Genomic DNA, 24,424 nt, shown 5'->3' on the forward strand with positions numbered 1-24,424 from the left:
ATTTGACTATATTATGTCCGATTGGGAAACAAATGTACAACGGCGCCTGCGGGGAAGTTTGCCGCCGTTTTACGCGTGCCCGACAACTTGCGCGCTGTCGGCGCAATCAGACCAGTCCTCTTCGATCTGAAGCGTGCTGTGAGCCAAATCAAAGCGCGCCTTCAGCATCCGGTGCAGCGCGTTGCGGGTTTGTGGCATCTGCGCTTCCGGCGTCAGTACGACATGCGCCTGCAACGCATTTTCATGCTCGCCCATCATCCACAAATGTACGTGGTGGACAGAGGCAACGCCGGTCTGATCGTGCATCGCGTCGATGACTTCGTTGACATCAATGTCAGCGGGTGCGCCCAGCATCAGCAATCTCATCACCGACGGCATTTCAACCGCAGTATGCCACAAGATGTAACCGGCAATCAGCAGCGTCACCAGCGGATCGACCCAGTGCCAGCCGTACAAGATTACCAGCGTCCCCGCGACAATCACCGCAACAGAACCGAGCGCATCAGCCAGATTATGCAAAAATGCGGCGCGTATGTTCATACTGGTTTTGGACATGCGGTAGGTCAGCGCCGCCGTCCCCAGATCCACCGCAAGCGCCACACCGGCAATAATTACAATGATCCATCCCGTAACTTCGGAGGGTTCGAAAAATCGCGCCACACCCTCGTAAACGAGGTAAAGCGCGATAACGATCAAAGTGGTGTAATTGACCAATGCGGCAACCGCTTCGATCCGGCCATAACCGAAGGTCATCTCTTGATCCGCAGGGCGGCGCGCGATTTTGCGGGCCACAAAGGCGATGATCAGCGACATCGCATCCGAGAGGTTATGCAAAGCATCCGCAACCAGCGACAGACTGCCTGCAAGGACACCCCCGATAATCTGCGCAACTGTCAGCAGCAGATTCAGCCCAACCGCAAAGGCTACTTTTGCATCCCCTGCTTCGGGGTCGATGTGGTGATGGTGGCTGTGGTCATGTCCCATTAGGTGTGTCCGTGTTCCGGGCACGGCGCATCTGCATCCGCACAACATTCCGTTAATAAAAAATGCGATAAGCTGCGCACGCGTTCATATGCAATTGCTGCGCAGATGATACTGCGCCCCTGCCGGGTCTGCTCCACCAGTTCAGCTGCCGCGAGGATTTTCATATGGTGCGTCAGTGTTGATCCGGTAACGCCCGTCACCTCGCCCAATGCGCCAATGCTCAGCCCCGCAGGTCCGGCGCGCACCAGCGCCAACAGAACTGTCAATCGTTGTTCCGAGCCGAGAGCGGCAAAGCCGGCAGCGGCGCGGGTCAGATTATCTGTGTGCGATTCAATTTCCATATTTCTAGAAATATAGCATGACTAGCGGGAGTCAACATCATTTCGAAAATTGTCGAAACATTTACCCCCTTGGCAAACTGCGCTGCGCGATTAGCTGTCTTGGTATGAACGACATTCGCCCGCAATTACAAAAATGCACACTTTGCGCCGAACGCTTTGGGGCAACAGCCAGTGCCCACCGGCCCAATCCTGTTGTCTGGTTCAGGCCCGAAGCACGGTTGCTTATCGCATCCCAAGCCCCCGGCATGAAGGTTCACAAGGCCAATACACCTTTCTGGGATGCATCGGGCGTGCGCCTGCGTAGCTGGCTGGGGCTGGACGAGGATGCGTTTTACGACCGCAGCCGCATTGCGATTATTCCCATGGCGTTCTGCTTTCCCGGCTATAACGCGAAAGGGAGCGACCTGCCCCCGCCGCCGATCTGCGCGCAAACATGGCGCGCAGATGCGTTGGCCATGGTGCCCGATATTCGGCTCACCGTCCTCATCGGGGCCTATGCGATGCGCTATCACCTGCCGGATTTCAAAACCGTCACCCAAGCTGTGCGCGACTGGGACAGTCATCCCGAAGGCGTCTTTGCCTTGCCACACCCTTCATGGCGCAATACGGGTTGGATCAGGAAAAATCCGTGGTTCGAGGCAGAGGTCATCCCCCGCCTGCAAGCCGCCGTTGCCGAGGTAATGTAAATGGAACCGACCCCGCTGGACACAGCCCACGCCGCAATGACCGCCGCGCCGGAAAATGACACCCTGCGCCTGCGGTTTTATGAACGGATGGCTGACGCAGAATTGTATCTGCTGCTAAAGACGGAACCCGACGGCGACCAGATCAATCCCGAAGTGCTCGATACCGAGGGCGCGCAATATCTGTTGGCATTCGATCGCGCGCATCGCCTTGCCGAATACGCGGGTGATTCAGCCTCTTATGTCGCGCTGTCGGGGCGCAACGTGGCTGCAATGCTTGAGGGGCAGCCGCTAGGCATCGCGCTTAACATCGATGTGGCACCGTCGGCCATTTTGCTGCCGGACACAGCGGTTGCATGGCTGCGCGAAACCCTCACCCATGAGGCCGCGCAGGTAGAGGCCAAAATCGAAAGCGTGCTGCCGCCCAAAGGACTGCCGGAAAGCCTGATCGAAGCGATTGATGCAAAGCTGGCCACCGCCACCGGCATGGCTGCAGATGCGTGGCTGGTCGGGGTCGAATACACCGGCGGCGGGCGCGGGCATTTGCTGGCCTTCATTGATGCGATTCCGCGCGCACAGGATGCACTCGTGCGCGCGGCCTCCGAAGCGCTGACGTTCTCGGGGATCGAAGCGGGAGCGATGGATGTAGGCTTTTTCAACCTCACGGATCCCACTGTAACAAAATTGATGCGCGTGGGGCTGCGCTTTGATCTGCCGCAGATGGAGACGTTGCAAAAGACCCCCCGCATGCCCGGCAGTGATCCTGATGCACCGCCGATCCTGAAATAATCGGGCGAATAGGGTGCGAATCCTTCACGCCTACGCGAGATCACGCAGTTGCGATATGCATTGCGCCCGCGCTGCGCGTAGGCTGATCCGCAACCGACAGCGCCCAGTTCAGGAGAACCCGATGACCCGTTTCACCCTCACCATCGCCGCGGCAGCCGTGCTCGGCTGGGCAAGTACAGCATTCGCAGGTGAACAATTTGTAGACGAAACCGGCTATGCAGTGTCCGGCTACGATGTGGTGTCGTATTTTTCACTGCCACAATCGTCCGTCGGCCAGAGCCAGCCCGCACCTGTCGAGGGCGACAAATCCATCACAGCCGAGCATAACGGCGCCACCTTCGCATTTTCGTCACAAGCCAATCGGGACGCTTTCGTTGCAAACCCTCAGAAATTTGTGCCGCAGTACGATGGCCATTGCGCTTACGGGGTGGCCAAGGGCGGCAAAGTGCCCGGCAACCCTACTCTCTGGCGGATTGTTGATGGCAAACTTTATCTTAACATCACAAAAAACGTTGTCGGCTTCTGGGAACAAGACATCCCCGCCAACCTGACAAAATCTACCGCCAACTGGCCTAACCTCGACCCCAAGCCCGCGTCGGAAGCAACCATTCCGAATTGGTCTTCTGCCGCGCCGAAAGGGTAGTCGTGCGCTTGCCGCCCGCTTCCTCCCAAGGTCGCACATTTGCGCGGCGCGGGCTAATGATCGGCGCGCTTGCGGTTGGCGGTGTCACAACAGCGCGCTGGTTCAACCTGTCAGGCCGGATAACCGATGGCACGCTGAGCGTTCAGGATGCACACACCGCCGCCCGAGCTGGCGAAATCACCCTGATCGATATCCGCCGCCCCGACGAATGGGCGCGTACCGGTGTCGGAGAAGGCGCGATCCCCATCGACATGCGCGATCCGGAATTTACGGAAATTCTGTTAAAAACGATACCGGACAAAGACGCTCCTGTTGCACTGATTTGCGCGCGTGGCGTACGGACACGATGGCTCGCCAAGCGCCTGGCAGGCGCAGGATTCACAAATATTATCGACGTGCCCGAAGGTATGCTCGGCTCCGGTGCGGGTCAGGGATGGCTGGCTGCGGGCCTGCCTGTTACCCGCAGCTGAACGATTGCCGAACGCCTGCACGTAGACTATATCGCAGCGATGAGCACAAATCCCCCGAACCTCCGCCCCGATCTGGCAAATGCGCGCGTCCCGCACGACGCCCCCCGTGCCACCTTTAGCGAACCGCAGCGCAAAGGCCAGCCAACCATCGGCATGGTCAGTCTTGGCTGCCCCAAAGCACTGGTGGACAGCGAACGCATCCTGACCCGCCTGCGCGCCGAGGGCTACGCGATTTCGCCCGATTATTCCGGCGCGGATGCGGTGATTGTAAATACTTGCGGGTTTCTGGACAGCGCGAAGGCCGAAAGCCTCGATGCTATCGGCGAAGCGCTGAGCGAGAACGGACGCGTCATTGTGACGGGATGTCTTGGCGCAGAGCCGGATTACATCCGCGAACACCATCCCCGCATCCTTGCCGTGACAGGCCCGCACCAATACGAACAGGTTCTGGATGCGGTGCATACCGCTGTGCCGCCTTCCCCTGATCCGTTTATCGATCTGCTGCCTGCGTCGGGCGTCTCCCTGACCCCGCGCCACTTCAGCTATCTGAAAATCTCGGAGGGGTGTAATCACAAGTGCAAATTCTGCATCATCCCCGACATGCGCGGCAAATTGCAAAGCCGTCCCGCCCACGCCGTGATGCGCGAAGCCGAAAAGCTGGTTGATAACGGGGTGAAAGAACTGCTTGTGATCTCGCAGGACACTTCCGCTTACGGGGTCGATATCAAGCACGCCGAGGACCGTGGCCACCGCGCCCATATCACCGATCTGGCCCGTGATCTGGGCAGTTTGGGCGCGTGGATCAGATTGCACTACGTCTACCCCTACCCCCATGTGCGCCAACTCATCCCGCTGATGGCAGACGGGCTTGTGCTGCCATACCTCGATATCCCGTTCCAGCACGCACATGTTGACGTTCTCAAACGCATGGCCCGTCCCGCTGCCGCCTCGAAAACGCTAAACGAAATTGCCGCGTGGCGCGAAATCTGCCCTGATATCACACTGCGCTCGACCTTCATCGTCGGCTATCCCGGCGAAACAGAAGCCGAATTCCAGACCCTGCTCGACTGGCTGGACGAAGCCCAGCTCGACCGCGTGGGTTGCTTCCAATACGAAAACGTCGCTGGCGCACGCTCCAACGCGCTGCCCGATCATGTGGATGCAGACGTGAAACAAGACCGCTGGAACCGCTTTATGGAAAAAGCCCAAGCGATCTCCGAAGCCAAATTGCAGGGCAAAGTCGGCAAGCGCATGGACGTGATCATCGACGAAATTGACGAAGACGCCGCCACCTGCCGCACCAAAGCCGATGCGCCGGAGATCGACGGGAACCTGTTTATCGACGAAGGCCACGAGAAGCTGACCGTGGGCGATATCGTGACAGTCGAAGTGGAGGAAGCGGGCGAGTATGACCTGTGGGGGCGTGTTGTTTGAATGATTGATGAAAATACATTGCGTTGATACTTCAGACTAGACAACTTCCCCAGTTTTCAGTGCCCGCGATGTTCCAAAGGAACCCTCGTCTTAGAGAAAAAACTAGAAGCCAAACAGCCTGCGTTCTCAAAACAGATACAAAGACAAGACTGGTCTGACTTGGATATGATAGAACTCAGAATGAGTGGCGAATTAATTTGCTCTCACGCAGCTTGCGGTGAGATCGTCGGGTTCAGCGCGATTGGCGGCGTTGATCATGATCCTTATGAAAATACAGTTGATAAGTTTTTTCGGATTAAGGCTATTTACCCTGCGCCATGGATCATTGAATTGCCGAAGGAGCTACCTGACCCGATTAGAAAACCACTGATTGCTTCTTTTGAATCTTATTGGGCGAACAAACAACTGTGTGCCAATGCAATCAGACAATCGATAGAAGCACTTCTCGACCACCATAAAGTTAGTCGTACTTCAGTTAAGGACAAACGCTTGCCATTGGGCGGTAGGATAGACTTGCTCAAAGAAATCAAACCAGAGTTTTCAGAACTATTTGAATTGTTTCGACCATTCCTCAATGCTGGCAGCCATGGTGAAGAAATCGAAATTGCCTCACTACTCAATGTTTTTGAAGCGTTAGAGATACATCTATCTCAAGTTTTCGATACTAAATCAAATCGTCTCGATGAGCTAAAAGCCCTGATGAAAAAAGCGAGTGAGTCCGAATAGCCCTCTTATTCGGTCCCATTACATCCAGCACAGACTCAATGTGTAGTCGCTTTGCGCGCCCGATCGCCTTATCAGGCTGGCGCTTTGCCAGATGCAGGCGCCACGCAAATTCTCCAAAGCCCTATGTCTGCCATAAATCGTTCCACAGAGATGTTCTGAAGGTCTTCTCTCGATCTGACCCTCCACGGCCATATCCCGCTTTCAACATCTGCGGGCCTCATCCAAACTAACCAAATCTTGACAATGTTCCCCCTCTGTTCTATATTGTATCAAGAACAGCAACAGGGAGCATCCCATGTCGTATCAAATTACGTTTACCGATCTCTTTGACACAGCACAGCCTGCCGCTCAGGCTGAGTTGCCTTTGCCCAAGCCCACGCCTGCCACGCAAAAGCAGATCGATTATGCGCTTTCGCTGGCGGAGAAGACGAGGTCGAAGCTGCCCGACGGGATCACTCAAGACCGCGCGCGGCTGTCGAAATGGATTGATGCGCACAAGCCTGCACCGAGTGCGTTCAATGACTACCCCTCGTCCAAACAGGTCGGCTTTGCCGAGCGGATTGCGCGGTTGAAACGCACGCAGGTGCCGCCTGAATGTTTTCGGGATCGCGGTTTGATGTCACGCTGGATTGACGGGAACAAGCCACGTTAAGGGTTATGGATTTTACGGAGCATATTTGTGCGGCATCGCCGTCACATGTCTGACCTGATTTTGATGCAATCGTGGCGATCGGATATCATATTTCCAGGTCGCGCCGTTGGCACAACTGTGATTGTGCCCAACACTTTTTACCGCAACGTTCATATTTGACGTTTGGGGGAATAGATTCTGTTTCTAATCGGTTGAATTTTTCCAACCGCCAAAACGCCGCTGTGCGATATCACCGATTGCATGGTCCATTTGCGGGAGATAGCCTGTGGCGAGGCGCCCCGCCTCCCCCACAGCGGCAGAACAATCTATGAATTATCCCCACTCCAAGCCCGAAACTGTCGCTGACGGGCTGGTCCATGCAGCCGGTGTTGCATTTTCTTTACCTGCCGTTGGTGTGCTGGTCGTGCAGACCCGCGATGATACGGCGCTTTTGGCCGCTGTAGTCTTCTACGGCGTGCCGATGATTTTTGCGTTTATGGCTTCGGCCCTATACCACATGTCCCCTGTGGACAGCACGCGGCCCCTGCTTAACCGGATTGACCATGCGGCGATCTATTTCAAGATTGCGGGCACCTACACGCCCTTTGTGGCCCTTATCGGATCAGCATTTGCCTATGTCATTCTCGGGCTGGTCTGGGCATTGGCGATTATCGGCGCAAGCGCCAAGCTGCGGGGCTGGGGCGCAGATGCGCGCGGCTCTCTGGCGCTATACCTCGGGATGGGCTGGCTGTCGGTTCTGCTGATACGCGCCATGTGGGAAACATTGCCGCACAGTGCTGTTGCGTTGATCATCGTGGGCGGTGCGATCTACTCGCTCGGCACGATCGTTTATTCCCGCGATAGCCTACCCTATCAAAATGCGATCTGGCACAGCTTTGTGCTGGTTGCTTCAATCTGCTTTTTTGCGGCGATCAGTCTTAGCATCTGAAAGCGCATCCAGATAGCTGCGCACGCATGTCTGCACATGACGGAAGCGGTCACCGCCCAGATGCTTGCCGCCGTACCAACGGGTGACGATAATCAGATGGCCCGGCAGGTCTTCGCGTTCCAGCATTCGCAGGATGATCATCCCCGCCCCGCTTTCACCGTCATCGGCTTTCAGCGGTCCTTCGTCAGGCAGCAAAACACCCCACGTGTTGTGGGTCGCTTTCGCGTATGACTTGTCACGCTTGAGCAACTTGAGCGCGGCATCGACATCTGCGCGGCTTTGCACGGGGACGCCCGACACCGCATATTTGCTGCCTTTGTCGTTTAATATCTGACCCAGTTTTCGCATGTTCAGATCAATCCGCGCACAGGATCAAAGCCTGTCTTAACAAAGCCGCAGCGCCACCGCGCCAAAGTGATCCTACAACCCCGCTGCAGTACGACGCACCGTATCGATCCGCGACGCGTTGGGCGGATGTGAACCCAGAAACTTGTCACCCGGATCAGGAATACGGGTAAAGAACTCCGCACCGCGCAGCGGGTCATAGCCCGCCTTCTTGGTAATCACAGTCCCCAGCGCATCAGCCTCAAGCTCGAAGTTTTTCGAATAAGTCCGCGCGCCAACCTGCGCCCCGAGCCGCTGCGCCGATTCAACGGCACTTGCGTCGCCCCCGCTCAGCGTGGCGAGCCCCGCAAAGATGACAGCGCCTGCCACGGCGTTTTGCTGCTGGCGGCCGATGTGTCCTGCGATATGGTGGGCAGCTTCATGCCCCAGCACGAAGGCCAGTTCATCTTCGTTGCGCGCATCACCGATAAGGGCAAGCGTAAAGGCGATGATCGGGCGGCCCTGACGGTCAAGCGTCTGGTAGGCATTGGCCGGCTGGCCCGGTCTGTCGTCCACCACGATGTTGAAATCACAGTTCACATTCTGTGTGCGCGCACGACATTCGCGTTCGGCCACAGGCTCCACACGGGATACAACCCGCAGAAAGCTGCGTGCATTTGTCCGCGCTGAAGGTGCGCTGGTCTGGGGTGGCGTAGTGGCTTGGCCGGGACCGGCCGGGCTGACAGGCGTGACCTCACAGGCGGCCAGTGCGGCAACAAATCCAAGTGCCAAAAAGGCGCGCGTCATCATCAGGGTAGATTCCTTATTCGTCAAATTCGTGGAGGCCACTTTAACATGCTGTGCCAGCGGGGCCAGCCCGATCACCACGGCGCGGGAACCTTGGGCAATCTTGTGCCATGTGCGTGTTAATGCCAAGCCACTTGCGCGCTGGAGTTGATCAGGTACTCTGCGCGCATGTTTACAATCGAGCATGAATTCGAAGCAACCGTTATCACCCTTGTCGACGAGGGCGATACACCTCTGCGCGAGGATGCAACATTGCGAGCGTTTGCCAACAAGATCACTATCGAGCAGTGGGATCCCGAAACGGACAGTGTCTGCACTATAACGCTGTCCCCCAACCAGCTTCGCGATCTGGCAGCGGCTCTTAACCTGCCCGAAGGCATCTATCATAGCGCGCCTTAGGCGCCCGTTCTACAGGATATCACTATGGCGACCGGCACAAACATCCGCACCTATTTCGAGGGCACGTGGCACAACGGTGATCTCAGCGTCATGAAAGCCGCCGATCATGGCGCATGGCTGGGCACAACCGTGTTTGACGGCGCGCGCCTGTTTGACGGGCTGGCCCCCGATCTGGAAGCACATTGCGCGCGGATCAACCGCTCCGCACGTGCGCTGATGATCACCCCGACTGTGGAAACCGAGGATATGGTCGCAATCGTGCGCGAGGGGCTGGGGGGATATCCCCGCGATGCGGCTGTTTATATCAGGCCGATGTACTGGGCGCTTGCCGGTGATGAATTGGGGATTGTCCCCCGTGAAGGCGCAACCGGTTTTGCAGTCTCGCTTGAGCAGATCCCGATGGCCCCGCCAGAGGCGGCATCAACACTGACACGCACCCGTTTCCGCCGTCCGGTTCTCGAAGATGCTGTAGTGAATGCAAAGGCAGGCTGTCTGTACCCCAACAATGCGCGCATGATGGCAGAGGCGCGCAGCAAAGGGTTTGGCAACGCGCTGGTTGCCGATGCGCTTGGCAACGTGGCAGAAACAGCATCTGCCAATGTATTTATGGTCAAAGACGGCGAGGTTTTCACACCTGTCCCCAACGGCACGTTTCTGGCGGGTATCACCCGCGCGCGCCACATGCACAACATGCGCACTGAGGGCATCAAAGTGCATGAGAGTGTGCTTGGTTTTGAAGATTTTCACGCCGCCGACGAGATTTTCCTGTCGGGCAACATGATGAAGGTCACCCCGATCAAGGCATTTGACGATACCAAGTACGAGGTCGGCGGTAACGGAAACCCTGTAACCCAGCGCGTCCGCGAGATGTATTGGGATTGGGCCGCGTCGCAAAAGGTATAATCCGGCACCGCTCTGCGCTGCTACATTTTGGCGCGGACAGCCCTGTGCCGCTGATACGGGGGGCTGGCCGTGCAAAAGCCAATTGCATGAGCCGCGCGCGCAGGCCATGATATCCGTCGATGTAGGGAGTATATTATGCGCAAGTTTCTAGTAGTTCTGGATGACAGCCGCGAATGTCTGAACGCGATGCGTTTTGCCGCGATGCGCGCTTCCAAAACAGGGGGCGGTGTCGAGGTGCTGGCCGTCATTCCGCCGGAAGAATTCAATCACTGGATAGGCGTCAGCGATATCATGCGCGAGGAAGCACGCGAGCGCATCGAGGTACACTTTGATGTTTTTGCAAAATGGATGCGAGACCGTCAGGGGGTCGATCCCACACTGGTGATCCGCGAAGGACAAGCGGTTGACGAGATCATCGCGCAGATATCGGAAAACAATGATATTGGTGTTCTGGTGCTTGGTGCGGGAACCGATGGCAAGGGTCCCGGCCCGTTGGTCACCCAACTCAGCCGCAGCTCTGGCAGCTTGCCGGTGCCGATCACCATTGTGCCCGGAGATATGACAAAAGAGCGGCTTGAGGCGATCACGTAAAGCGCCTCATAGTTTAGAATCATTCTAACAACCTTGACATCCCCGCGTAAAATACGCATATCAAGAGCAACCCTGACAGAGGCTTTGCATCATGTTTATCCAAACTGAATCCACACCCAATCCCGCAACGCTCAAGTTCCTGCCCGGACAGACGGTGCTGGAAATGGGAACAGCCGATTTCCCGACTGCCGAAACCGCGGCCACGTCTCCGCTGGCCTCGCGCCTGTTTGCCATAGATGGCGTAACGGGCGTGTTTTTCGGCACCGACTTTGTGACAATCACAAAAGCGGACGCGGTGGAATGGGACCATCTGAAGCCAAGCCTTCTGGGTGCGATTATGGAGCATTTCCAGTCGGGTCAGTCGGTTATGGCTGCCGATCACACAGCAACCTCGGGCCACGCGGAACACACCGGCGAAGACGGCGCGATCGTTGGGCAGATCAAGGAACTTCTCGACAGCCGTGTACGCCCTGCTGTGGCGCAGGACGGAGGCGACATCACGTTCCACGGATTTGATCGCGGTGTTGTGTACTTGCACATGCAAGGTGCCTGTGCCGGATGTCCCTCCTCCACCCTGACGCTGAAGATGGGCATCGAAAACCTGTTGCGCCATTACATTCCCGAAGTGACCGAAGTCCGTCCGGTCGCCTGAGGCGGCATTGCATGACGGCACCGCTGATCCTTGCCTTTGATACTGCCGCTGCACATTGTGCGGCGGCACTTCTTTGTGGTGATGAGATACTTGCCAGCCGACATCAGGAAATGGCCAAGGGTCAGGCCGAACGATTGCTTGCTCTGGTTCAGGAACTATTGACCGAAACAGGCAACAGCATGACCCAACTGGATGCGATTGGTGTCGGGGTCGGTCCGGGTAATTTCACCGGCATCCGGATTTCTGTTTCGGCGGCAAGGGGGCTGGCGCTGGGTCTTGGAATTCCTTCAGTTGGCGTGAATGCGTTTGATGCATTGCGTCTGGGCGCGGACGGTCCTTGCTTTTGCACCGTCGATGCGCGCCGAGATATGGTTTTTGTGCAGGGGTTCGAAACTGCAGAACTCCAATCTCCGACACTATGTCACCGCGACGAGGTTCCGGCGCAGGCCGTTCAGATCGGCGCGCTGGGTCGCGCGCCCACGTATCCGGTGGCAGAAGCGATTGCGCGCATCACCGCAACCCGCTTTTTGCACACTACATCTGCCCCCGCCCCTCTATATCTGCGCCCCGCAGATGCGGCCCCCGCACGGGACGCACCACCTCAGATCGTCCCATGACACCACAGCAGATGGCGCAAATCCACAGCGCTGCATTTTCATCCGAACGCGGGTGGCGTGAGGATGAATTCGCTCAACTGCTGGCGCAGCCCTATACACAGGTATTCAGCACAGATGGCGGTTTTGCAGTGACGCGCACCGTGGCCGCGGAATCGGAATTGCTGACACTGGCTGTCGAGCCTGATCAGCAAAGGCGCGGCATCGCGCGCCGCTTGATGGGCCGGTGGCTGGAGCAGATCACAACGGAAGCGGACACCGCATTTCTGGAAGTTGCCGCCGATAATTACCCGGCACTTTTCCTGTACGAAAGTTTGCAGTTCGAGCGCAGCGGCCTGCGCCCGGCGTATTATACCCGTAAAGATGGAACAAAAGCGGACGCTGTCGTAATGATGCGGCTGTTAACGCGCGGTTAATCCACTCTTCCGATGCGTCTATCTGCCGAATCAGGTTGACCCCATCCCCATCCGGACAGACAATTTAGCCCAGCGTCGCGCAAGCGCGCGATATCGGGCAAGCTTACTGCCCCAAAACAAAAACCTGGGAGAGACACATGACCCTCATCACAAAATTCCTCGGCGCAACTGCCGCCACAGCGCTGTGTGCAGGTGCTGCACTGGCCGAACCTGCACTGATCTTTGATCTGGGCGGCAAGTTCGATAAATCGTTTAACGAAGCGGCGTTTGCCGGCGCGACACGCTGGGCAGAAGAAACAGGCGGCACGTTCCGCGAGATCGAACTGCAATCAGAAGCACAGCGCGAACAGGCCCTGCGCCGTTTTGCAGAAGCTGGCGCAAACCCGATCATTACCATGGGGTTCGGCATGGCCGACCCGCTGACATCCGTGGCACCTGATTATCCGGACACGAAATTTGCAGTGATCGACGTTACATGGCTCGACCAGCCCAACGTACGTCAGGTTGGCTTTGCGGAGCATGAAGGATCGTACCTTGTTGGTATGATGGCAGCGATGGCATCTAAATCCGGCACCGTCGGTTTCGTGGGAGGCATGGACGTGCCGCTGATCCGTCACTTTGGTTGCGGCTATGCGCAAGGCGTCAAGGCTGTGAACCCTGACGCAAAGATCGTCGCCAACATGACCGGCACAACGCCCTCCGCATGGAACGACCCTGTAAAGGGTTCTGAAATCACCAAAGCACAAATCAGCCAGGGCGCTGACGTAGTATATGCAGCCGCTGGCGGCACAGGTGTTGGTGTGCTGCAAACCGCCGCTGATGAAGGCATCCTGTCTATCGGTGTGGACAGCAACCAGAACCACCTGCACCCCGGTAAAGTGCTGACATCCATGATGAAGCGCGTCGACGTTGCGGTGTATGACGCGATGAAAGCCGGTGAAGCGCTGGAAACTGGCAGCGTCGTCAGCCTCGGTCTGGCGGAAGACGGTGTTTCTGTTGCCATGGACGAGCATAACGCAGCGCTGATCACCGACGAGATGAAAGAAGCCGTGGCGAAAGCACGCGAAAGCATCATTAACGGTGAAACCGAAGTTGTCAGCTACTACACAAATGACACCTGCCCCGCGCTGGACTTTTAAGCATCCCTACTAAACGGGACCTCGGGGCCGCGTTGACACCTCAGCGCGGCCCCGTCGTATTACACTTTGCCGTCCCCCATGATTTAGGACAGATTGCATGACAGCCCCCCCCGCCATCGAGCTTAAAGGTATTTCCAAATCTTTCGGACCTGTTCAGGCCAACAAGGACATCTCGATCCGCGTGATGCCAGGTACAATTCACGGAATTATCGGCGAAAATGGAGCGGGGAAATCAACGCTCATGTCTATCCTTTACGGCTTTTACAAAGCCGATAAGGGCGAGATATTCATCAAAGGTAAAAAGGCGCATATCCCCGACAGTCAGGCAGCGATTGCAGCGGGCATCGGCATGGTGTTCCAGCACTTCAAACTGGTCGAAAATTTTACCGTACTTGAAAACATTATTCTGGGTGCCGAAGACGGGCGTTTCTTGAAACCCTCTATCGCCAAGGCACGGCGCAGCCTGATTGAGCTGGCCGAAGATTACGGGCTGCACGTAGAGCCGGATGCGCTGATACAGGATATCGGCGTAGGGATGCAGCAGCGTGTGGAAATCCTCAAGGCGCTATACCGGCAGGCCGACATCCTTATTCTCGACGAGCCGACAGGCGTGCTAACCCCCGCCGAAGCAGACCAGCTTTTCCGCATCCTTGACCGCCTGCGGGAAGAAGGCAAAACGATCATTCTGATCACTCACAAACTGCGCGAAATCATGGACACCACAGACACAGTCAGCGTGATGCGCCGTGGTGAAATGACTGCAACCGTCAAGACATCGGAAACCTCACCGGCTGAGTTGGCTGAACTGATGGTCGGGCGCAAGGTGTTGTTGCGCGTGGACAAGCAGCCCGCAAAACCGGGAGAGGTGGTTCTGGATATCAAGAACCTGCATGTGCGTGACGAAAAAGGGGTCGAACGTCTGAAAGGCATCGATCTGCAGGTGCGTGCAGGCGAAGTTGTGGGAATTGCAGGGGTGGCAGGGAACGGCCAGTCCGAACTGCTTGAGGTTCTTGGCGGCTATGCCGATGGTACAGGCAGCATCACGGTTAACGGTCAATCCCTTGATCTTACAGGAAAAAATTCGGACGGACAATCGCGCCGCGCGCGCGGCATCGCACATGTACCAGAAGACCGCCAGCGCGAGGGGCTGATCATGGATTTTGCCGCTTGGGAAAATGTCGCCTTCGGGTATCACAACGACGCCGCCTACCGATCCGGTATTCTGATGAACAACGCCGCCATCCGCGAAGACGCCGAAGGCAAGATGGAGCGCTTTGACGTACGCCCCCCGAACCCAAAGCTTGCTGCCAAGAATTTTTCCGGCGGGAACCAGCAGAAAATCGTGCTCGCCCGCGAGATCGAGCGTAACCCGGATCTGCTTCTGATCGGCCAACCGACCCGCGGCGTTGATATTGGCGCCATCGAATTCATCCACGAGCAGATCATCGCCCTGCGGGACAAAGGCAAAGCCGTGCTGCTGGTCAGTGTGGAGCTTGACGAAATCATGGCGCTAAGCGACCGGATTGCCGTGATGTTTGACGGGCATATCATGGGCGAACGCCTGCCCGATCAGACCGACGAAAAAGAACTCGGCCTCTTGATGGCCGGGATTACAGATACAGACAAGCCGCACAGCGTGGAAGAGGTTCAGCAGAACCTGTCTTTCGCTGGCGGCGATCAGGGAGCGTAGCAATGGATGTGATGCCAAAATGGGCCGAAGTGATCCTTGTGCCGCTCATCTCGTTGGTGCTGGCGACTATCATCTCCGCGCTGGTGATCCTTGCAATAGGCGAAGATCCGGTTGCGGCGGTCAAGCTTATGATCACCGGGGCGCTCGGGTCCAGCTATGGCTGGGGCTATACGCTTTATTACGCGACGAATTTCATGTTCACAGGGCTGGCGGTTGCAATCGCGTTTCATGCGCGGCTGTTCAACATCGGTGGCGAGGGTCAGGCAGCGCTTGGGGGCTTGGGCGTGGCGTTGGCGTGTCTGTACATTCCGTGGCCGCACTGGTCGGTTGCGTTGGTTGGCGCTGCAATTGCTGCGGGACTGTTCGGTGCGGCGTGGGCCACAATACCCGCATGGCTACAGGCAAAACGCGGCAGCCATATTGTTATCACCACCATCATGTTCAATTTCATCGCCGCTTCGCTGCTCAATTATGTTCTGGTCAATAAAATGCGACCGAAAGGGTCGATGGATCCTGCCTCGGCGCGGTTTCCCGAAACGGTACAATTGCCCACGCTGCATGATATGCTGGCCCCCGTCGGCATCGAGTTTTCTAAATCCGCCCCTGCCAACGTATCACTGCTGGTTGCAATCGCGGCCTGCGTATTTTTGTGGTTTTTGATATGGCGCACGCGGCTGGGCTATGAAATCCGCTCTTTCGGCAGTTCAGAGTCGGCAGCCAGATACGCAGGGATGCCGCCGTTCAAAATCATTATGGTCACGATGATGATATCAGGGGCGCTTGCGGGCATGATGGCGATCAACAACGTCATGGGTGAGGCCGAGCGTCTGGTACTCAACTCGGTCGAGGGGGCGGGTTTTATCGGGATCGCCGTTGCGCTGATGGGCCGTTCGCACCCTTTCGGTGTTTTTATCGCTGCGATCCTGTTCGGCTTTTTGTATCAGGGTGGTGCAGAGCTTGCGTTGTGGACCGCTATTCCCCGCGAACTGATTGTTGTTATTCAAGCGCTGGTAATCCTGTTTACCGGTGCGCTGGACAACATGGTCCGGATGCCGCTGGAGCGTATTTTCCTTGCGCTGCGCAAGAAGGGGGCCTGAGCCATGGATATGTATCTCACCCTGATCCAGTTGCTGGATTCTACCGTGCGTCTGGCAACGCCGCTGCTGCTGGCCTGTCTTGCCGGGCTGTATTCGGAACGGGCGGGTATTTTCGATATCGGGCTGGAGGGCAAGATGCTGGCCGCCGCGTTTTTCTCTGCCGCGATTGCCGCGATGACCGGTTCGGTCTGGGTTGGTCTGGCCGCAGGGATTGCCGCGTCACTTGTTCTCAGCGCGATTCACGGCATTGCCTCCATCACCTTTCGCGGCAACCAATTGATTTCCGGCGTGGCGATTAATTTTCTGGCTGCCGGCATGACAGTGCTGGTTGCACAAGCGTGGTTCAAACAAGGCGGGCGCACCCCCTCGCTGATCGGAAAAGCACGGTTCGAGCCGATCAACCTGCCCTTCGCCGAGGCAATGCAAGATGTGCCAATCATCGGCCCGCTCTATTTCGAGTTGATATCGGGCCATTCGATCCTTGTTTACATGGCCTTTGCCGCTGTACCGCTGACGTGGTGGTTGCTGTTTCGCACCCGCTTCGGCCTGCGCCTGCGGGCAGTGGGTGAAAACCCTGCGGCTGTCGATACGGCAGGCGTATCCGTTGTGGGCCTGCGGTTTGCCGCTGTCGGAATATGCGGAGTCTTGTGCGGCATCGCGGGCGCATACCTGAGCACGGCCTTGCAGGCCGGGTTTGTAAAGGACATGGCCGCGGGACGTGGATTTATCGCGCTTGCGGCGCTGATTTTCGCCAAGTGGCGGCCTTGGCACGCGCTTTATGCGACGCTGCTGTTCGGGCTGTTCGGTGCCTTGGAAACGCGCCCCGATGTGATTGAATCGCTGATCGGCATGAAGGTGCAGGGCCAGCTTCTGTCTGCGCTGCCCTATGTGATGACTGTTATCATTCTGGCCGGATTTGTCGGCAAAGCGATCCCGCCCCGCGCCGGAGGAGAGCCGTATGTCAAGGAACGCTAACGCCGGAATGGTCGGGGTTTAGCTCCGGCCAGCGGTTTGATACTATAAAACATTGATTTCGAGACGCCCCACCCCTAAGGAACATCATGCAAATATATCTGCCCATTGCCGAAGTATCGGTTAACGCTTTCCTGCTACTGGGGCTGGGTGGAATTGTGGGCATATTGTCGGGGATGTTCGGGGTTGGCGGCGGCTTTTTGATGACGCCGCTGTTGTTCTTTATCGGCATCCCGCCAGCAGTTGCCGTTGCCACAGAGGCAAACCAGATCGTTGCGTCTTCATTCTCGGGTGTGCTGGCGCATTTCAAACGAAAGACGGTTGATCTCAGGATGGGCACCGTGCTGCTGATCGGGGGGCTGATCGGCGCTGCCCTTGGTGTGATGGTGTTCAACTACCTGAAGGCGCAGGGTCAGGTAGATCTGCTGGTCAAGCTTTGCTATGTTGTCTTCCTTGGCGTCATCGGCGGTTTGATGTTCTTCGAAAGCCTGCGCGCCATCCGCAACGTCAAAAAGGGCAAAGCCCCACCGCGCAAAAAACACAACTGGATTCACGGATTACCGTTCAAAATGCGGTTTCGTGTTTCGGGCCTTTATATTTCAGTCATCCCGCCGCTGATTGTCGGTGTGTCTGTTGGCATTCTGGCCGCGATCATGGGTGTTGGTGGCGGGTTTATTATGGTGCCTGCCATGATCTATCTGCTTGGTATGCCCACCAAGGTGGTTGTTGGCACGTCCCTGTTCCAGATTATTTTCGTGACCGCGTTCACAACCATGCTGCATGCGACGACAAACTTTACCGTCGATATTGTGCTGGCGGTGCTGTTGCTGGTTGGCGGTGTGATCGGTGCCCAGATCGGCACACGGATCGGCGTGAAGATGAAAGCAGAACAGCTGCGTATCCTTCTGGCGATGATGGTGCTGGTTGTGTGTGGCAAGCTGGCACTTGAATTGCTATTGCAGCCTGCCGAGCTTTACTCGATCGCTGCGGGGGGCCACTGATGCGCGCGTTAATATTCGCACTGGCGATTGGCTTTTCCGCCCTGCCAACCCTTGCCGAAGAAGTGGTTCTGGGACTGAGCAGCGATACCGTTTCCATCAACACAAACTTTGACGGTTCGGAAATCCTGATCTTTGGCGCTGTCAAACGCGACGGCCCTGCCCCCAGCGACCCGCCGCTTGAGGTGATCGTGACCGTCGCAGGCCCGTCAGAGACGAAAACAGTGCGCCGCAAGGAAAAGCGTTTCGGCATCTGGGTAAATACAGATGCTGTCGAAATCGACCGCGCGCCCAGCTTCTACGCCATCTCCACCAGTTCCCCGATGAGACAGGCCCTGAGTGCCACAGAAGATGTGCGCCACAGTATTTCGATCCCACGTGCCATCCGCTCTGTCGGCGCACCGGATACTATCGAAAACAGCGCGACCTTCACAGAGGCCCTTATCCGTATCAAGTCAAGATCGAACCAATACCAGTTGAACGAACAGACCGTCAGCGTTGACGAGCAAACCCTGTTTCGCACTTCAATCAAGCTGCCTGCGGCCCTGACCGAGGGCGACTATCAAACGCGTATTTTCCTGACACGTGGCGGGCAAGTCGTTTCGCAGTACGAAACCAGCATTTACGTGCGCAAGGTCGGTTTGGAACGGTGGCTGTTTGTGCTTAGCCGCGAACAGTCGTTTTTCTATGGCCTGATGTCCCTTGCCATCGCCATTGCGGCGGGCTGGGGCGCATCTGCCGTGTTTGGCCTTTTGCGTCGCTAACCCCGTCCCAGATACGGCATTTTCGTCGCCATGATCGTCATAAAGGGAATGTTGGCTTCGGCTGGCAATTGCGCCATGTGCAGCACCGATGCAGCTGCGTTCTTTACGTCCATCGTGTGCATGTCGGGGTTAGCCGCCTTTAGATCGGTTACAATAGCGCTTTCCGCGTTACCGATATCAATCTGCCCCGCCGTGATATCAAACGGGCGCCCGTCTACTGCCAGTGATTTGGTCAGGCCTGTGATGGCGTGTTTGGTTGTTGTATAACAAACAGAATTCTCACGCGGCGAATGTGCCGAGATAGAGCCGTTGTTTATAATCCGCCCACCGCGCCCGTGCGCCCGCATTGCGCCAAAGGCCAATCGCGCAGCGATGAACATTCCGTTCAGGTTTACACCCAGCACCTGAAGCCAGTCATCCAGTGCCACTTCGTCAATCGGAGCAGAGGGGCCGAACATGCCAGCATTGTTAAACAGCACATCCACCTCGCCAAACTGCTCGAACGCCGATGCCATGGCGTTGCCATCCGTCACATCGGCGGGCAGGATCACCGCATTGTCACAGCCTTGAGCCACCTCCTGCAACATGGATTCCCGCCGTGCGATCAACCCCACACGCCAGCCATTCTCTAAAAACGTCTCAGCAGTTGCGCGCCCGATGCCGGAACTGGCGCCCGTAATTATTGCCGATTTCATTCAATATCCTCCTGAATACTGTCCAACGTCAGCTTTGCCGCCGGTGCTGCGCGCAAATCATCAACATTCAGCGCATAGGACGGCGTTGCAAGGCGATTGCGCACCACCCAGATCAGCCTGTCCTGCGCGCGGGTGATAGCAACATAGGCCAGACGTTTCCACAAGGGCTGCCCTGCCTCCATCCGCCCCATCCGCGCAGCGGCGTAGAGATCGGGTGCAAATACCTGAACGGTGTTCCACTGACTGCCCTGCGCCTTGTGGATTGTCACAGCAGCGCCGTGCAGAAACGTTGCTCCCATGCGCGCTGCGAAGGGAATAAACGGCTCTTCCTCGTCCGGTTTTTCGATTTTCACGATGCTCGCTGCGCTGACTTGCGGATCTTCTGCACCCATCACATGTAACCGCGAAAACCCCGGCTTGCGGCCTGCCCCGAGATAGATCACTTGCGCCCCTTTGATCAGGCCGCGTGCCTCCAGGTCCAGCCGCTTTTTGCGGTGCTTCAACGGCAGTTCGATCCCGTCACAAATCAGGGGCTCCCCCTCGATCAACGCATCCTCGGGCGCGCCGTGGACGCGGCGAAAGGCGTTGATAAGACGAATGCGCGTGGCGTTGCGCCAGACCAGAACCGGAGAACGCGCCATCAGGTCCACTTCTACCCGCTGGCCCCATACCACACGTTCATCACGTCTGGACGCATCCTCGACCATCCGCTCGAACTGTTCGAACCCGATGTCGGGGTCGGCAAGCGCATGGGCCAGATCGAGAATAGGGTTGTCTGCTTCCTGCCTGAAAATTCGGTTCAGATTCAGAACCTGTTTTTCCGGCAATTTTTCAAAAACCATGGTCCCCGATTGCCCCACCGGGGCCAGCTGTGCCGGATCACCGAACAGCAGGAGGGTAGGGAAAATCTCTTTGAGGTCGTCAAACTGCTTGTCATCCAGCATTGAGGATTCATCAACAAAGCCGATGTCCAGCGGTTCTTCCCGCCGCTTCCAGCCGGTGATGAAATCACTGCCACGCAGACCCGCAGCTGCCAGCGCGCCCGGAATGGATTTATTATTTTCGTAAAAGGCTGCTGCCCGATCCAGTGCGAGCTCTGTAATACCCTCGATTTCGGGCCGCTCGCCACTGCCGGCAAGCCATTCTGCGATCCGCTCGTATTCAGGATCATAAACCGGCGTGTACAGGATGCGGTGGATAGTCGTCGCTGGCACACCGCGCAAGCGCAACACGCTGGCAGCTTTGTTGGTCGGCGCAAGAATCGCAAGTGTACGCTTATCCTTGCGCTTTTTACTTTCATAATCGCCCGACACAATCTCGACACCGGCCTGTTCAAGCGCGCGGTAGAGTTCGGCCAGCAACAGCGTTTTACCAGAACCCGCCTTGCCCGTCACGGCCATCACCTGTGGCTTGCCCCCTTTCGGTGGCTTCAGCAGGGCATCATCCAGACTAATCCCCGCCGCTTGCAGCATTGCTGAAACGGCATCATGGGCGGCGGCCTGATCATCGGAGTAGGTGAGTTCTGTGGTCATGGGCAGACACTATGCCCATGACCGCACGGGGACCAGTACCGTTCAGGCAGTTGCGGCAAATTCCATTGCCAGTTTCAGGCCAAATGCGCGTTCAAACCATGCTTTGCTGATTTCAGGCGATATTCCTGCGCGCTGCGCGACCCGCAGTTGTGCTTCTTTCTGGAATTCCCAAAGCCCCACACTGATCTGTTCGCGACCTTCGCCGATACTGCCCAGTACCTCGGGCGACGATCCGACTCGGCTGTAAATCCGCACCATACGGGCATCAAAGACGCCGACGAAGTGGCGAACGTCGAATCCGTTCATCAATTCTCCTCCGCCGAGCATCAGCGCGGCAGCAACGTTTGCCCCCTGTCCCGGTGCCATGCAAAATCGCGTGCACTCCCAAATGTTGGGGCTGCGGATCGGCGAGGATGTCAGGTGACTGAAATGATCGTTAACCATGACCGGTCCCGTTGTGGGCAAAAAGCGGGTCGATCCGCCATGCCCGCCTTCGGCAGTTTCCCAAATCACATAGAGCGGATTAAGATCGTCATATTCATCCCGTTCATGGCCGCGTGCATCGACGGATACATCCCAACCAAGGCGCGTACGAAACTGGTCAGCCCGGTGCGTGAACATTTCGTTCGCCAAGCGCGGGTAATTTCCAAGTTGATCAGCGTAGATATAGCGTAGCATATTTTGTTCCCCAGAAGCATTTGATGTGTACAAAGGTTAACGGAGAATTAGTTAACGAAGGCTGAATCAACCAGTGATTTATGTAACCGACAGCGCTTTGCTGCCGGTCAGATCACAATCAATCCACGGCTCATCGCGCGGGCCACAGCGTGGGTTGTGTTTAACGCGCCCAGCTTGAAACGTGCGCTTTCGATATAAACGCGCAGTGTGTGTTCAGAGATCGAAAGGGAGTTCGCAACCTGCGCGCGGCTGTATCCTATTGCCAGCAAGGTCATTGCGTCCACTTCACGCGGGGAAAGTGATTGCGACTGTTCCGGCTGGCGCTCAGGTTCGAACTCCAGCGCTTTTTCGTTGAAATAATGGGCAATAAGAATGAGGTCGCGGCGGTTTTCTTCGCTGAACCGTTCCCATGTGTCATCATCGCAGCTGGTGTTGACAGTGAACATCGCAAATTGGCCGTTCGGTCCGCGGATGGGTATGGAAATACCCTGATTCCCGACACCGTACTCTGCCGAAACTCTTAGAAATTCGCGTGCGGCCTTACTTGACCAATCAAGCCGCTTCCAATCAACCGGATGAAACCGCCGGTAACATCCCTGAACAACCGGATCGATTCGCAGATAGTTTTCAGCAACGTATTTGTTTTGCCATTCTTCGGAATAGGTTCCACACCCGTATTGATCCCCACGGGAATCGACCCAGTGATAAACCAGATGATCAACGTCGTAATAGTCTCTCAGCGCCTCAGAGACGCTTTGCATGCCGTCAAGCGAGTCCGCCTGCTCCAGCTCGGAGAGGATGCGCTCCAGTGTTGTTTCTGTCTCCAACATGTCCGCGTTTCGCAGACCTCTCATTCCTTGCGGCGAATTCGGCCATCGCTATTAAAGCAGTATCGTCGAGCTGTTCCGCCAATATCGGTAAATCGTTCGCTTCGGCAAAACTACGCAAATCGGCAAGAACGTCAATAATCCAGTCACTTTGCACTTCAGAGTCTCCTCCCCAAATAGTTAACAAATAGTTAACACAACTATAACACGAGTTATTTCCCTCCAAATATTCACGTATTTCCACTCCCCAGAAATAGCGAGGGAGTCTGTTCCAACTTATTGATCGCATTGAATTGGTTTCAAAAGCGTAAACGCCCCGCGAGTCGCTGAACGATTCGCGGGGCGTTTGTGGTCTTGGCTGAAGGTAACTGGCGCTTACTTTCCTGCGTCCAATGCGTCTTCCAATGTGCGCAACCCTGTCTTGGGCGCTTGAACCAGCACCGACATATTGCCCGGCTTATGTTCGTTACGCAGCATTTTCATGTGCGCTTCGGGCAGGTCGTTCCATGCAAAAACTTCCGACATGCACGGGTCCAGACGGCGCTCCATCATCAGTTTATTCGCTGCCGAAGCCTGCTTGAGATGGGCAAAGTGCGAGCCCTGCAAGCGTTTCTGGTGCATCCACATATAGCGTACATCAAACGTCAGGTTGAAACCGCTGGTGCCGGCACAGATCACGACCATACCGCCCTTTTTCACCACAAAGGTGGAGACGGGGAAAGTTGCCTCGCCGGGGTGTTCGAACACCATGTCGACGTTGACACCCTTGCCGGTGATGTCCCAGATCGCCTTACCGAATTTGCGGGTTTCTTTAAACCAATCCGCGTATTCGTCACTGCCCACTTTCGGCAACTGGCCCCAGCAGTTGAAGTCCTTGCGGTTCAGAACGCCCTTGGCGCCCAGATCCAGCACAAACTGGCGTTTGCTTTCATCCGAAATAACACCAATCGCGTTGGCCCCTGCCGTATTGATCAACTGGATCGCGTATGATCCAAGACCACCGGACGCCCCCCAGACCAGTACGTTCTGGCCAGGCTTCAGATCGTGCGGCTCGTGGCCGAACAGCATCCGGTAGGCGGTTGCCAGCGTCAGCGTGTAGCAAGCGCTTTCTTCCCATGTCAGGTGCTTGGGGCGCGGCATCAACTGCTGGCTTTGTACACGCGTGAACTGTGCAAACGAACCGTCGGGCGTTTCATAGCCCCAGATGCGCTGTGTCGGGGAATACATCGGATCGCCGCCGTTGCACTCTTCGTCGTCGCCGTCATCCTGATTGCAGTGAATCACAACCTCGTCGCCGACCTTCCAGCGTTTTACCTTGTCGCCCACGGCCCAGACGATGCCCGAAGCATCGGAGCCTGCAATGTGGTAGGGCTGCTTGTGGCCGTCAAACGGGCTGATCGGTTCGCCGAGCGAGGCCCAGACGCCGTTATAGTTCACACCAGCGGCCATCACCAGAACCAGCACATCCTGACTGTCCAGTTCGGGTACATCTACAACTTCTTCCACCATCGCGGTGTTCGGCTTGCCGTGACGTTCGCGGCGGATCGCCCATGAATACATCTGCTTGGGCACATAGCCCATCGGGGGGATTTCACCCATTTCATAGAGGTCTTTCTCCGGGGCCTCATATTGTGCGATCGTTGTGTCCAGTGCCATGTCGCTCTCCTGCGGGGTTG

General features: G+C 56.7%; 28 protein-coding genes and 1 pseudogene. 20 read left to right on the forward strand and 9 right to left on the reverse strand.

Annotated elements, in window-relative coordinates; genetic code table 11:
• Positions 1-69 precede the first annotated feature (69 nt).
• Both OS189_RS12565 and OS189_RS12570 read right to left on the reverse strand, forming a co-directional pair.
• The gene (locus tag OS189_RS12565; protein WP_267167670.1) at positions 70-984 is read right to left on the reverse strand and encodes a cation diffusion facilitator family transporter; all 915 of its coding nucleotides are present in this window, start codon (positions 982-984) and stop codon (positions 70-72) included.
• Positions 984-1,325 carry an ArsR/SmtB family transcription factor gene (locus tag OS189_RS12570; RefSeq protein WP_267167671.1) on the reverse strand — a complete coding sequence of 114 codons (342 nt, stop codon included), beginning with the start codon at positions 1,323-1,325 and terminating at the stop codon, positions 984-986. Before OS189_RS12570 ends, OS189_RS12565 begins: the two co-directional genes overlap by 1 nt.
• Before the next feature lie 104 nt (positions 1,326-1,429).
• Between OS189_RS12570 and OS189_RS12575 the strand changes: the two genes are divergently transcribed.
• From OS189_RS12575 to trhA, 8 genes and pseudogenes are all read left to right on the forward strand, one after another.
• A complete protein-coding gene (locus OS189_RS12575) occupies positions 1,430-2,011 on the forward strand; it encodes a uracil-DNA glycosylase family protein (RefSeq protein ID WP_267167672.1) in 582 nt (193 codons plus the stop codon).
• Complete coding sequence (locus OS189_RS12580) at positions 2,012-2,797, forward strand: SseB family protein (protein WP_267167673.1); 786 nt, start codon at positions 2,012-2,014, stop codon at positions 2,795-2,797. It abuts the gene before it with no gap.
• 121 nt (positions 2,798-2,918) lie between these two features.
• Positions 2,919-3,440: a YHS domain-containing (seleno)protein gene (locus OS189_RS12585; RefSeq protein WP_267167674.1), complete on the forward strand. Its 522-nt coding sequence runs from the start codon at positions 2,919-2,921 to the stop codon at positions 3,438-3,440.
• A gap of 56 nt (positions 3,441-3,496) precedes the next feature.
• Positions 3,497-3,910, forward strand: coding sequence for a rhodanese-like domain-containing protein (locus tag OS189_RS12590; RefSeq protein ID WP_267167675.1), 414 nt, complete (start codon positions 3,497-3,499; stop codon positions 3,908-3,910).
• 39 nt (positions 3,911-3,949) lie between these two features.
• Positions 3,950-5,344, forward strand: coding sequence for a 30S ribosomal protein S12 methylthiotransferase RimO (gene rimO / locus OS189_RS12595; protein ID WP_267167676.1), 1,395 nt, complete (start codon positions 3,950-3,952; stop codon positions 5,342-5,344).
• A gap of 39 nt (positions 5,345-5,383) precedes the next feature.
• Positions 5,384-6,070: pseudogene (locus OS189_RS12600) on the forward strand (DUF8608 domain-containing protein); the annotation flags it as partial.
• A gap of 295 nt (positions 6,071-6,365) precedes the next feature.
• Positions 6,366-6,722: a hypothetical protein gene (locus tag OS189_RS12605; protein ID WP_267167678.1), complete on the forward strand. Its 357-nt coding sequence runs from the start codon at positions 6,366-6,368 to the stop codon at positions 6,720-6,722.
• A 307-nt stretch (positions 6,723-7,029) separates the two neighbouring features.
• The gene (trhA, locus tag OS189_RS12610; RefSeq protein WP_267167679.1) at positions 7,030-7,650 is read left to right on the forward strand and encodes a PAQR family membrane homeostasis protein TrhA; all 621 of its coding nucleotides are present in this window, start codon (positions 7,030-7,032) and stop codon (positions 7,648-7,650) included.
• Here the strand turns inward: trhA and OS189_RS12615 are convergent.
• Together OS189_RS12615 and OS189_RS12620 are read right to left on the reverse strand one after the other, a co-directional pair.
• On the reverse strand, positions 7,612-7,998 hold the full coding sequence (locus tag OS189_RS12615) for a YigZ family protein (RefSeq protein WP_267167680.1): 387 nt from the start codon (positions 7,996-7,998) through the stop codon (positions 7,612-7,614). The two genes, trhA and OS189_RS12615, sit on opposite strands and share 39 nt — an antisense overlap.
• Before the next feature lie 72 nt (positions 7,999-8,070).
• Positions 8,071-8,781 (reverse strand): M48 family metallopeptidase, encoded by a 711-nt coding sequence (locus OS189_RS12620; RefSeq protein ID WP_267167846.1) that lies wholly within the window; start codon positions 8,779-8,781, stop codon positions 8,071-8,073.
• 168 nt (positions 8,782-8,949) lie between these two features.
• Here OS189_RS12620 and OS189_RS12625 point away from each other — a divergent pair, with 168 nt between their 5' ends.
• The 12 genes from OS189_RS12625 (at position 8,950) to OS189_RS12680 (ending at position 19,016) form a co-directional block, all read left to right on the forward strand.
• Complete coding sequence (locus OS189_RS12625; RefSeq protein WP_267167681.1) at positions 8,950-9,180, forward strand: DUF8831 family protein; 231 nt, start codon at positions 8,950-8,952, stop codon at positions 9,178-9,180.
• A gap of 24 nt (positions 9,181-9,204) precedes the next feature.
• Positions 9,205-10,083 (forward strand): branched-chain amino acid aminotransferase, encoded by an 879-nt coding sequence (locus tag OS189_RS12630; RefSeq protein WP_267167682.1) that lies wholly within the window; start codon positions 9,205-9,207, stop codon positions 10,081-10,083.
• 135 nt (positions 10,084-10,218) lie between these two features.
• Positions 10,219-10,674: a universal stress protein gene (locus OS189_RS12635; protein WP_267167683.1), complete on the forward strand. Its 456-nt coding sequence runs from the start codon at positions 10,219-10,221 to the stop codon at positions 10,672-10,674.
• 91 nt (positions 10,675-10,765) lie between these two features.
• Entirely contained in the window at positions 10,766-11,326 is a 561-nt protein-coding gene (locus OS189_RS12640) for a NifU family protein (RefSeq protein ID WP_267167684.1), read from the forward strand.
• 11 nt (positions 11,327-11,337) lie between these two features.
• Positions 11,338-11,943: a tRNA (adenosine(37)-N6)-threonylcarbamoyltransferase complex dimerization subunit type 1 TsaB gene (tsaB, locus tag OS189_RS12645; RefSeq protein WP_267167685.1), complete on the forward strand. Its 606-nt coding sequence runs from the start codon at positions 11,338-11,340 to the stop codon at positions 11,941-11,943.
• Entirely contained in the window at positions 11,940-12,356 is a 417-nt protein-coding gene (locus tag OS189_RS12650) for a GNAT family N-acetyltransferase (RefSeq protein ID WP_267167686.1), read from the forward strand. Before tsaB ends, OS189_RS12650 begins: the two co-directional genes overlap by 4 nt.
• A gap of 137 nt (positions 12,357-12,493) precedes the next feature.
• Positions 12,494-13,495 (forward strand): BMP family lipoprotein, encoded by a 1,002-nt coding sequence (locus tag OS189_RS12655; protein ID WP_267167687.1) that lies wholly within the window; start codon positions 12,494-12,496, stop codon positions 13,493-13,495.
• A gap of 97 nt (positions 13,496-13,592) precedes the next feature.
• A complete protein-coding gene (locus tag OS189_RS12660; protein WP_267167688.1) occupies positions 13,593-15,185 on the forward strand; it encodes an ABC transporter ATP-binding protein in 1,593 nt (530 codons plus the stop codon).
• Between the two features lie 2 nt (positions 15,186-15,187).
• Positions 15,188-16,282 carry an ABC transporter permease gene (locus OS189_RS12665; protein WP_267167689.1) on the forward strand — a complete coding sequence of 365 codons (1,095 nt, stop codon included), beginning with the start codon at positions 15,188-15,190 and terminating at the stop codon, positions 16,280-16,282.
• A 3-nt stretch (positions 16,283-16,285) separates the two neighbouring features.
• Positions 16,286-17,257: an ABC transporter permease gene (locus tag OS189_RS12670; RefSeq protein ID WP_267167690.1), complete on the forward strand. Its 972-nt coding sequence runs from the start codon at positions 16,286-16,288 to the stop codon at positions 17,255-17,257.
• 86 nt (positions 17,258-17,343) lie between these two features.
• Positions 17,344-18,255, forward strand: a complete 912-nt coding sequence (locus tag OS189_RS12675) for a sulfite exporter TauE/SafE family protein (protein ID WP_267167691.1) — start codon at positions 17,344-17,346, stop codon at positions 18,253-18,255.
• Entirely contained in the window at positions 18,255-19,016 is a 762-nt protein-coding gene (locus OS189_RS12680) for a TIGR02186 family protein (protein WP_267167692.1), read from the forward strand. Before OS189_RS12675 ends, OS189_RS12680 begins: the two co-directional genes overlap by 1 nt.
• On the opposite strand, the gene OS189_RS12685 is transcribed toward OS189_RS12680, so the two are convergent.
• From OS189_RS12685 to ccrA, 5 genes are all read right to left on the reverse strand, one after another.
• Positions 19,013-19,711, reverse strand: coding sequence for an SDR family oxidoreductase (locus OS189_RS12685; RefSeq protein ID WP_267167693.1), 699 nt, complete (start codon positions 19,709-19,711; stop codon positions 19,013-19,015). The two genes, OS189_RS12680 and OS189_RS12685, sit on opposite strands and share 4 nt — an antisense overlap.
• A complete protein-coding gene (locus tag OS189_RS12690) occupies positions 19,708-21,243 on the reverse strand; it encodes an ATP-dependent DNA helicase (RefSeq protein WP_267167694.1) in 1,536 nt (511 codons plus the stop codon). The genes OS189_RS12685 and OS189_RS12690 overlap by 4 nt, the downstream gene beginning before the upstream one ends.
• 42 nt (positions 21,244-21,285) lie before the next feature.
• Positions 21,286-21,921 (reverse strand): acyl-homoserine-lactone synthase, encoded by a 636-nt coding sequence (locus OS189_RS12695; protein WP_267167695.1) that lies wholly within the window; start codon positions 21,919-21,921, stop codon positions 21,286-21,288.
• Positions 21,922-22,028: 107 nt separating this feature from the next.
• Complete coding sequence (locus OS189_RS12700) at positions 22,029-22,751, reverse strand: helix-turn-helix transcriptional regulator (RefSeq protein ID WP_267167696.1); 723 nt, start codon at positions 22,749-22,751, stop codon at positions 22,029-22,031.
• A 372-nt stretch (positions 22,752-23,123) separates the two neighbouring features.
• On the reverse strand, positions 23,124-24,404 hold the full coding sequence (ccrA, locus tag OS189_RS12705; protein WP_267167697.1) for a crotonyl-CoA carboxylase/reductase: 1,281 nt from the start codon (positions 24,402-24,404) through the stop codon (positions 23,124-23,126).
• Positions 24,405-24,424 lie beyond the last annotated feature (20 nt).

Source organism: Sulfitobacter sp. F26169L (assembly GCF_026410285.1).
GTDB lineage: Bacteria > Pseudomonadota > Alphaproteobacteria > Rhodobacterales > Rhodobacteraceae > Sulfitobacter.

Coding starts and splice junctions, on each gene's coding strand:
- OS189_RS12635 (WP_267167683.1), top strand. CDS start 10,219: ATGCGCAAGTTTCTAGTAGTTCTGGATGACAGCCGCGAATGTCTGAAC.
- OS189_RS12685 (WP_267167693.1), bottom strand. CDS start 19,711: ATGAAATCGGCAATAATTACGGGCGCCAGTTCCGGCATCGGGCGCGCA.
- OS189_RS12570 (WP_267167671.1), bottom strand. CDS start 1,325: ATGGAAATTGAATCGCACACAGATAATCTGACCCGCGCCGCTGCCGGC.
- OS189_RS12675 (WP_267167691.1), top strand. CDS start 17,344: ATGCAAATATATCTGCCCATTGCCGAAGTATCGGTTAACGCTTTCCTG.
- ccrA (WP_267167697.1), bottom strand. CDS start 24,404: ATGGCACTGGACACAACGATCGCACAATATGAGGCCCCGGAGAAAGAC.
- tsaB (WP_267167685.1), top strand. CDS start 11,338: ATGACGGCACCGCTGATCCTTGCCTTTGATACTGCCGCTGCACATTGT.
- OS189_RS12615 (WP_267167680.1), bottom strand. CDS start 7,998: ATGCGAAAACTGGGTCAGATATTAAACGACAAAGGCAGCAAATATGCG.
- trhA (WP_267167679.1), top strand. CDS start 7,030: ATGAATTATCCCCACTCCAAGCCCGAAACTGTCGCTGACGGGCTGGTC.
- OS189_RS12700 (WP_267167696.1), bottom strand. CDS start 22,751: ATGTTGGAGACAGAAACAACACTGGAGCGCATCCTCTCCGAGCTGGAG.
- OS189_RS12605 (WP_267167678.1), top strand. CDS start 6,366: ATGTCGTATCAAATTACGTTTACCGATCTCTTTGACACAGCACAGCCT.
- OS189_RS12590 (WP_267167675.1), top strand. CDS start 3,497: ATGATCGGCGCGCTTGCGGTTGGCGGTGTCACAACAGCGCGCTGGTTC.
- OS189_RS12695 (WP_267167695.1), bottom strand. CDS start 21,921: ATGCTACGCTATATCTACGCTGATCAACTTGGAAATTACCCGCGCTTG.
- rimO (WP_267167676.1), top strand. CDS start 3,950: ATGAGCACAAATCCCCCGAACCTCCGCCCCGATCTGGCAAATGCGCGC.
- OS189_RS12585 (WP_267167674.1), top strand. CDS start 2,919: ATGACCCGTTTCACCCTCACCATCGCCGCGGCAGCCGTGCTCGGCTGG.
- OS189_RS12660 (WP_267167688.1), top strand. CDS start 13,593: ATGACAGCCCCCCCCGCCATCGAGCTTAAAGGTATTTCCAAATCTTTC.
- OS189_RS12670 (WP_267167690.1), top strand. CDS start 16,286: ATGGATATGTATCTCACCCTGATCCAGTTGCTGGATTCTACCGTGCGT.
- OS189_RS12625 (WP_267167681.1), top strand. CDS start 8,950: ATGTTTACAATCGAGCATGAATTCGAAGCAACCGTTATCACCCTTGTC.
- OS189_RS12640 (WP_267167684.1), top strand. CDS start 10,766: ATGTTTATCCAAACTGAATCCACACCCAATCCCGCAACGCTCAAGTTC.
- OS189_RS12575 (WP_267167672.1), top strand. CDS start 1,430: ATGAACGACATTCGCCCGCAATTACAAAAATGCACACTTTGCGCCGAA.
- OS189_RS12650 (WP_267167686.1), top strand. CDS start 11,940: ATGACACCACAGCAGATGGCGCAAATCCACAGCGCTGCATTTTCATCC.
- OS189_RS12580 (WP_267167673.1), top strand. CDS start 2,012: ATGGAACCGACCCCGCTGGACACAGCCCACGCCGCAATGACCGCCGCG.
- OS189_RS12665 (WP_267167689.1), top strand. CDS start 15,188: ATGGATGTGATGCCAAAATGGGCCGAAGTGATCCTTGTGCCGCTCATC.
- OS189_RS12630 (WP_267167682.1), top strand. CDS start 9,205: ATGGCGACCGGCACAAACATCCGCACCTATTTCGAGGGCACGTGGCAC.
- OS189_RS12690 (WP_267167694.1), bottom strand. CDS start 21,243: ATGACCACAGAACTCACCTACTCCGATGATCAGGCCGCCGCCCATGAT.
- OS189_RS12655 (WP_267167687.1), top strand. CDS start 12,494: ATGACCCTCATCACAAAATTCCTCGGCGCAACTGCCGCCACAGCGCTG.
- OS189_RS12565 (WP_267167670.1), bottom strand. CDS start 984: ATGGGACATGACCACAGCCACCATCACCACATCGACCCCGAAGCAGGG.
- OS189_RS12620 (WP_267167846.1), bottom strand. CDS start 8,781: ATGACGCGCGCCTTTTTGGCACTTGGATTTGTTGCCGCACTGGCCGCC.
- OS189_RS12680 (WP_267167692.1), top strand. CDS start 18,255: ATGCGCGCGTTAATATTCGCACTGGCGATTGGCTTTTCCGCCCTGCCA.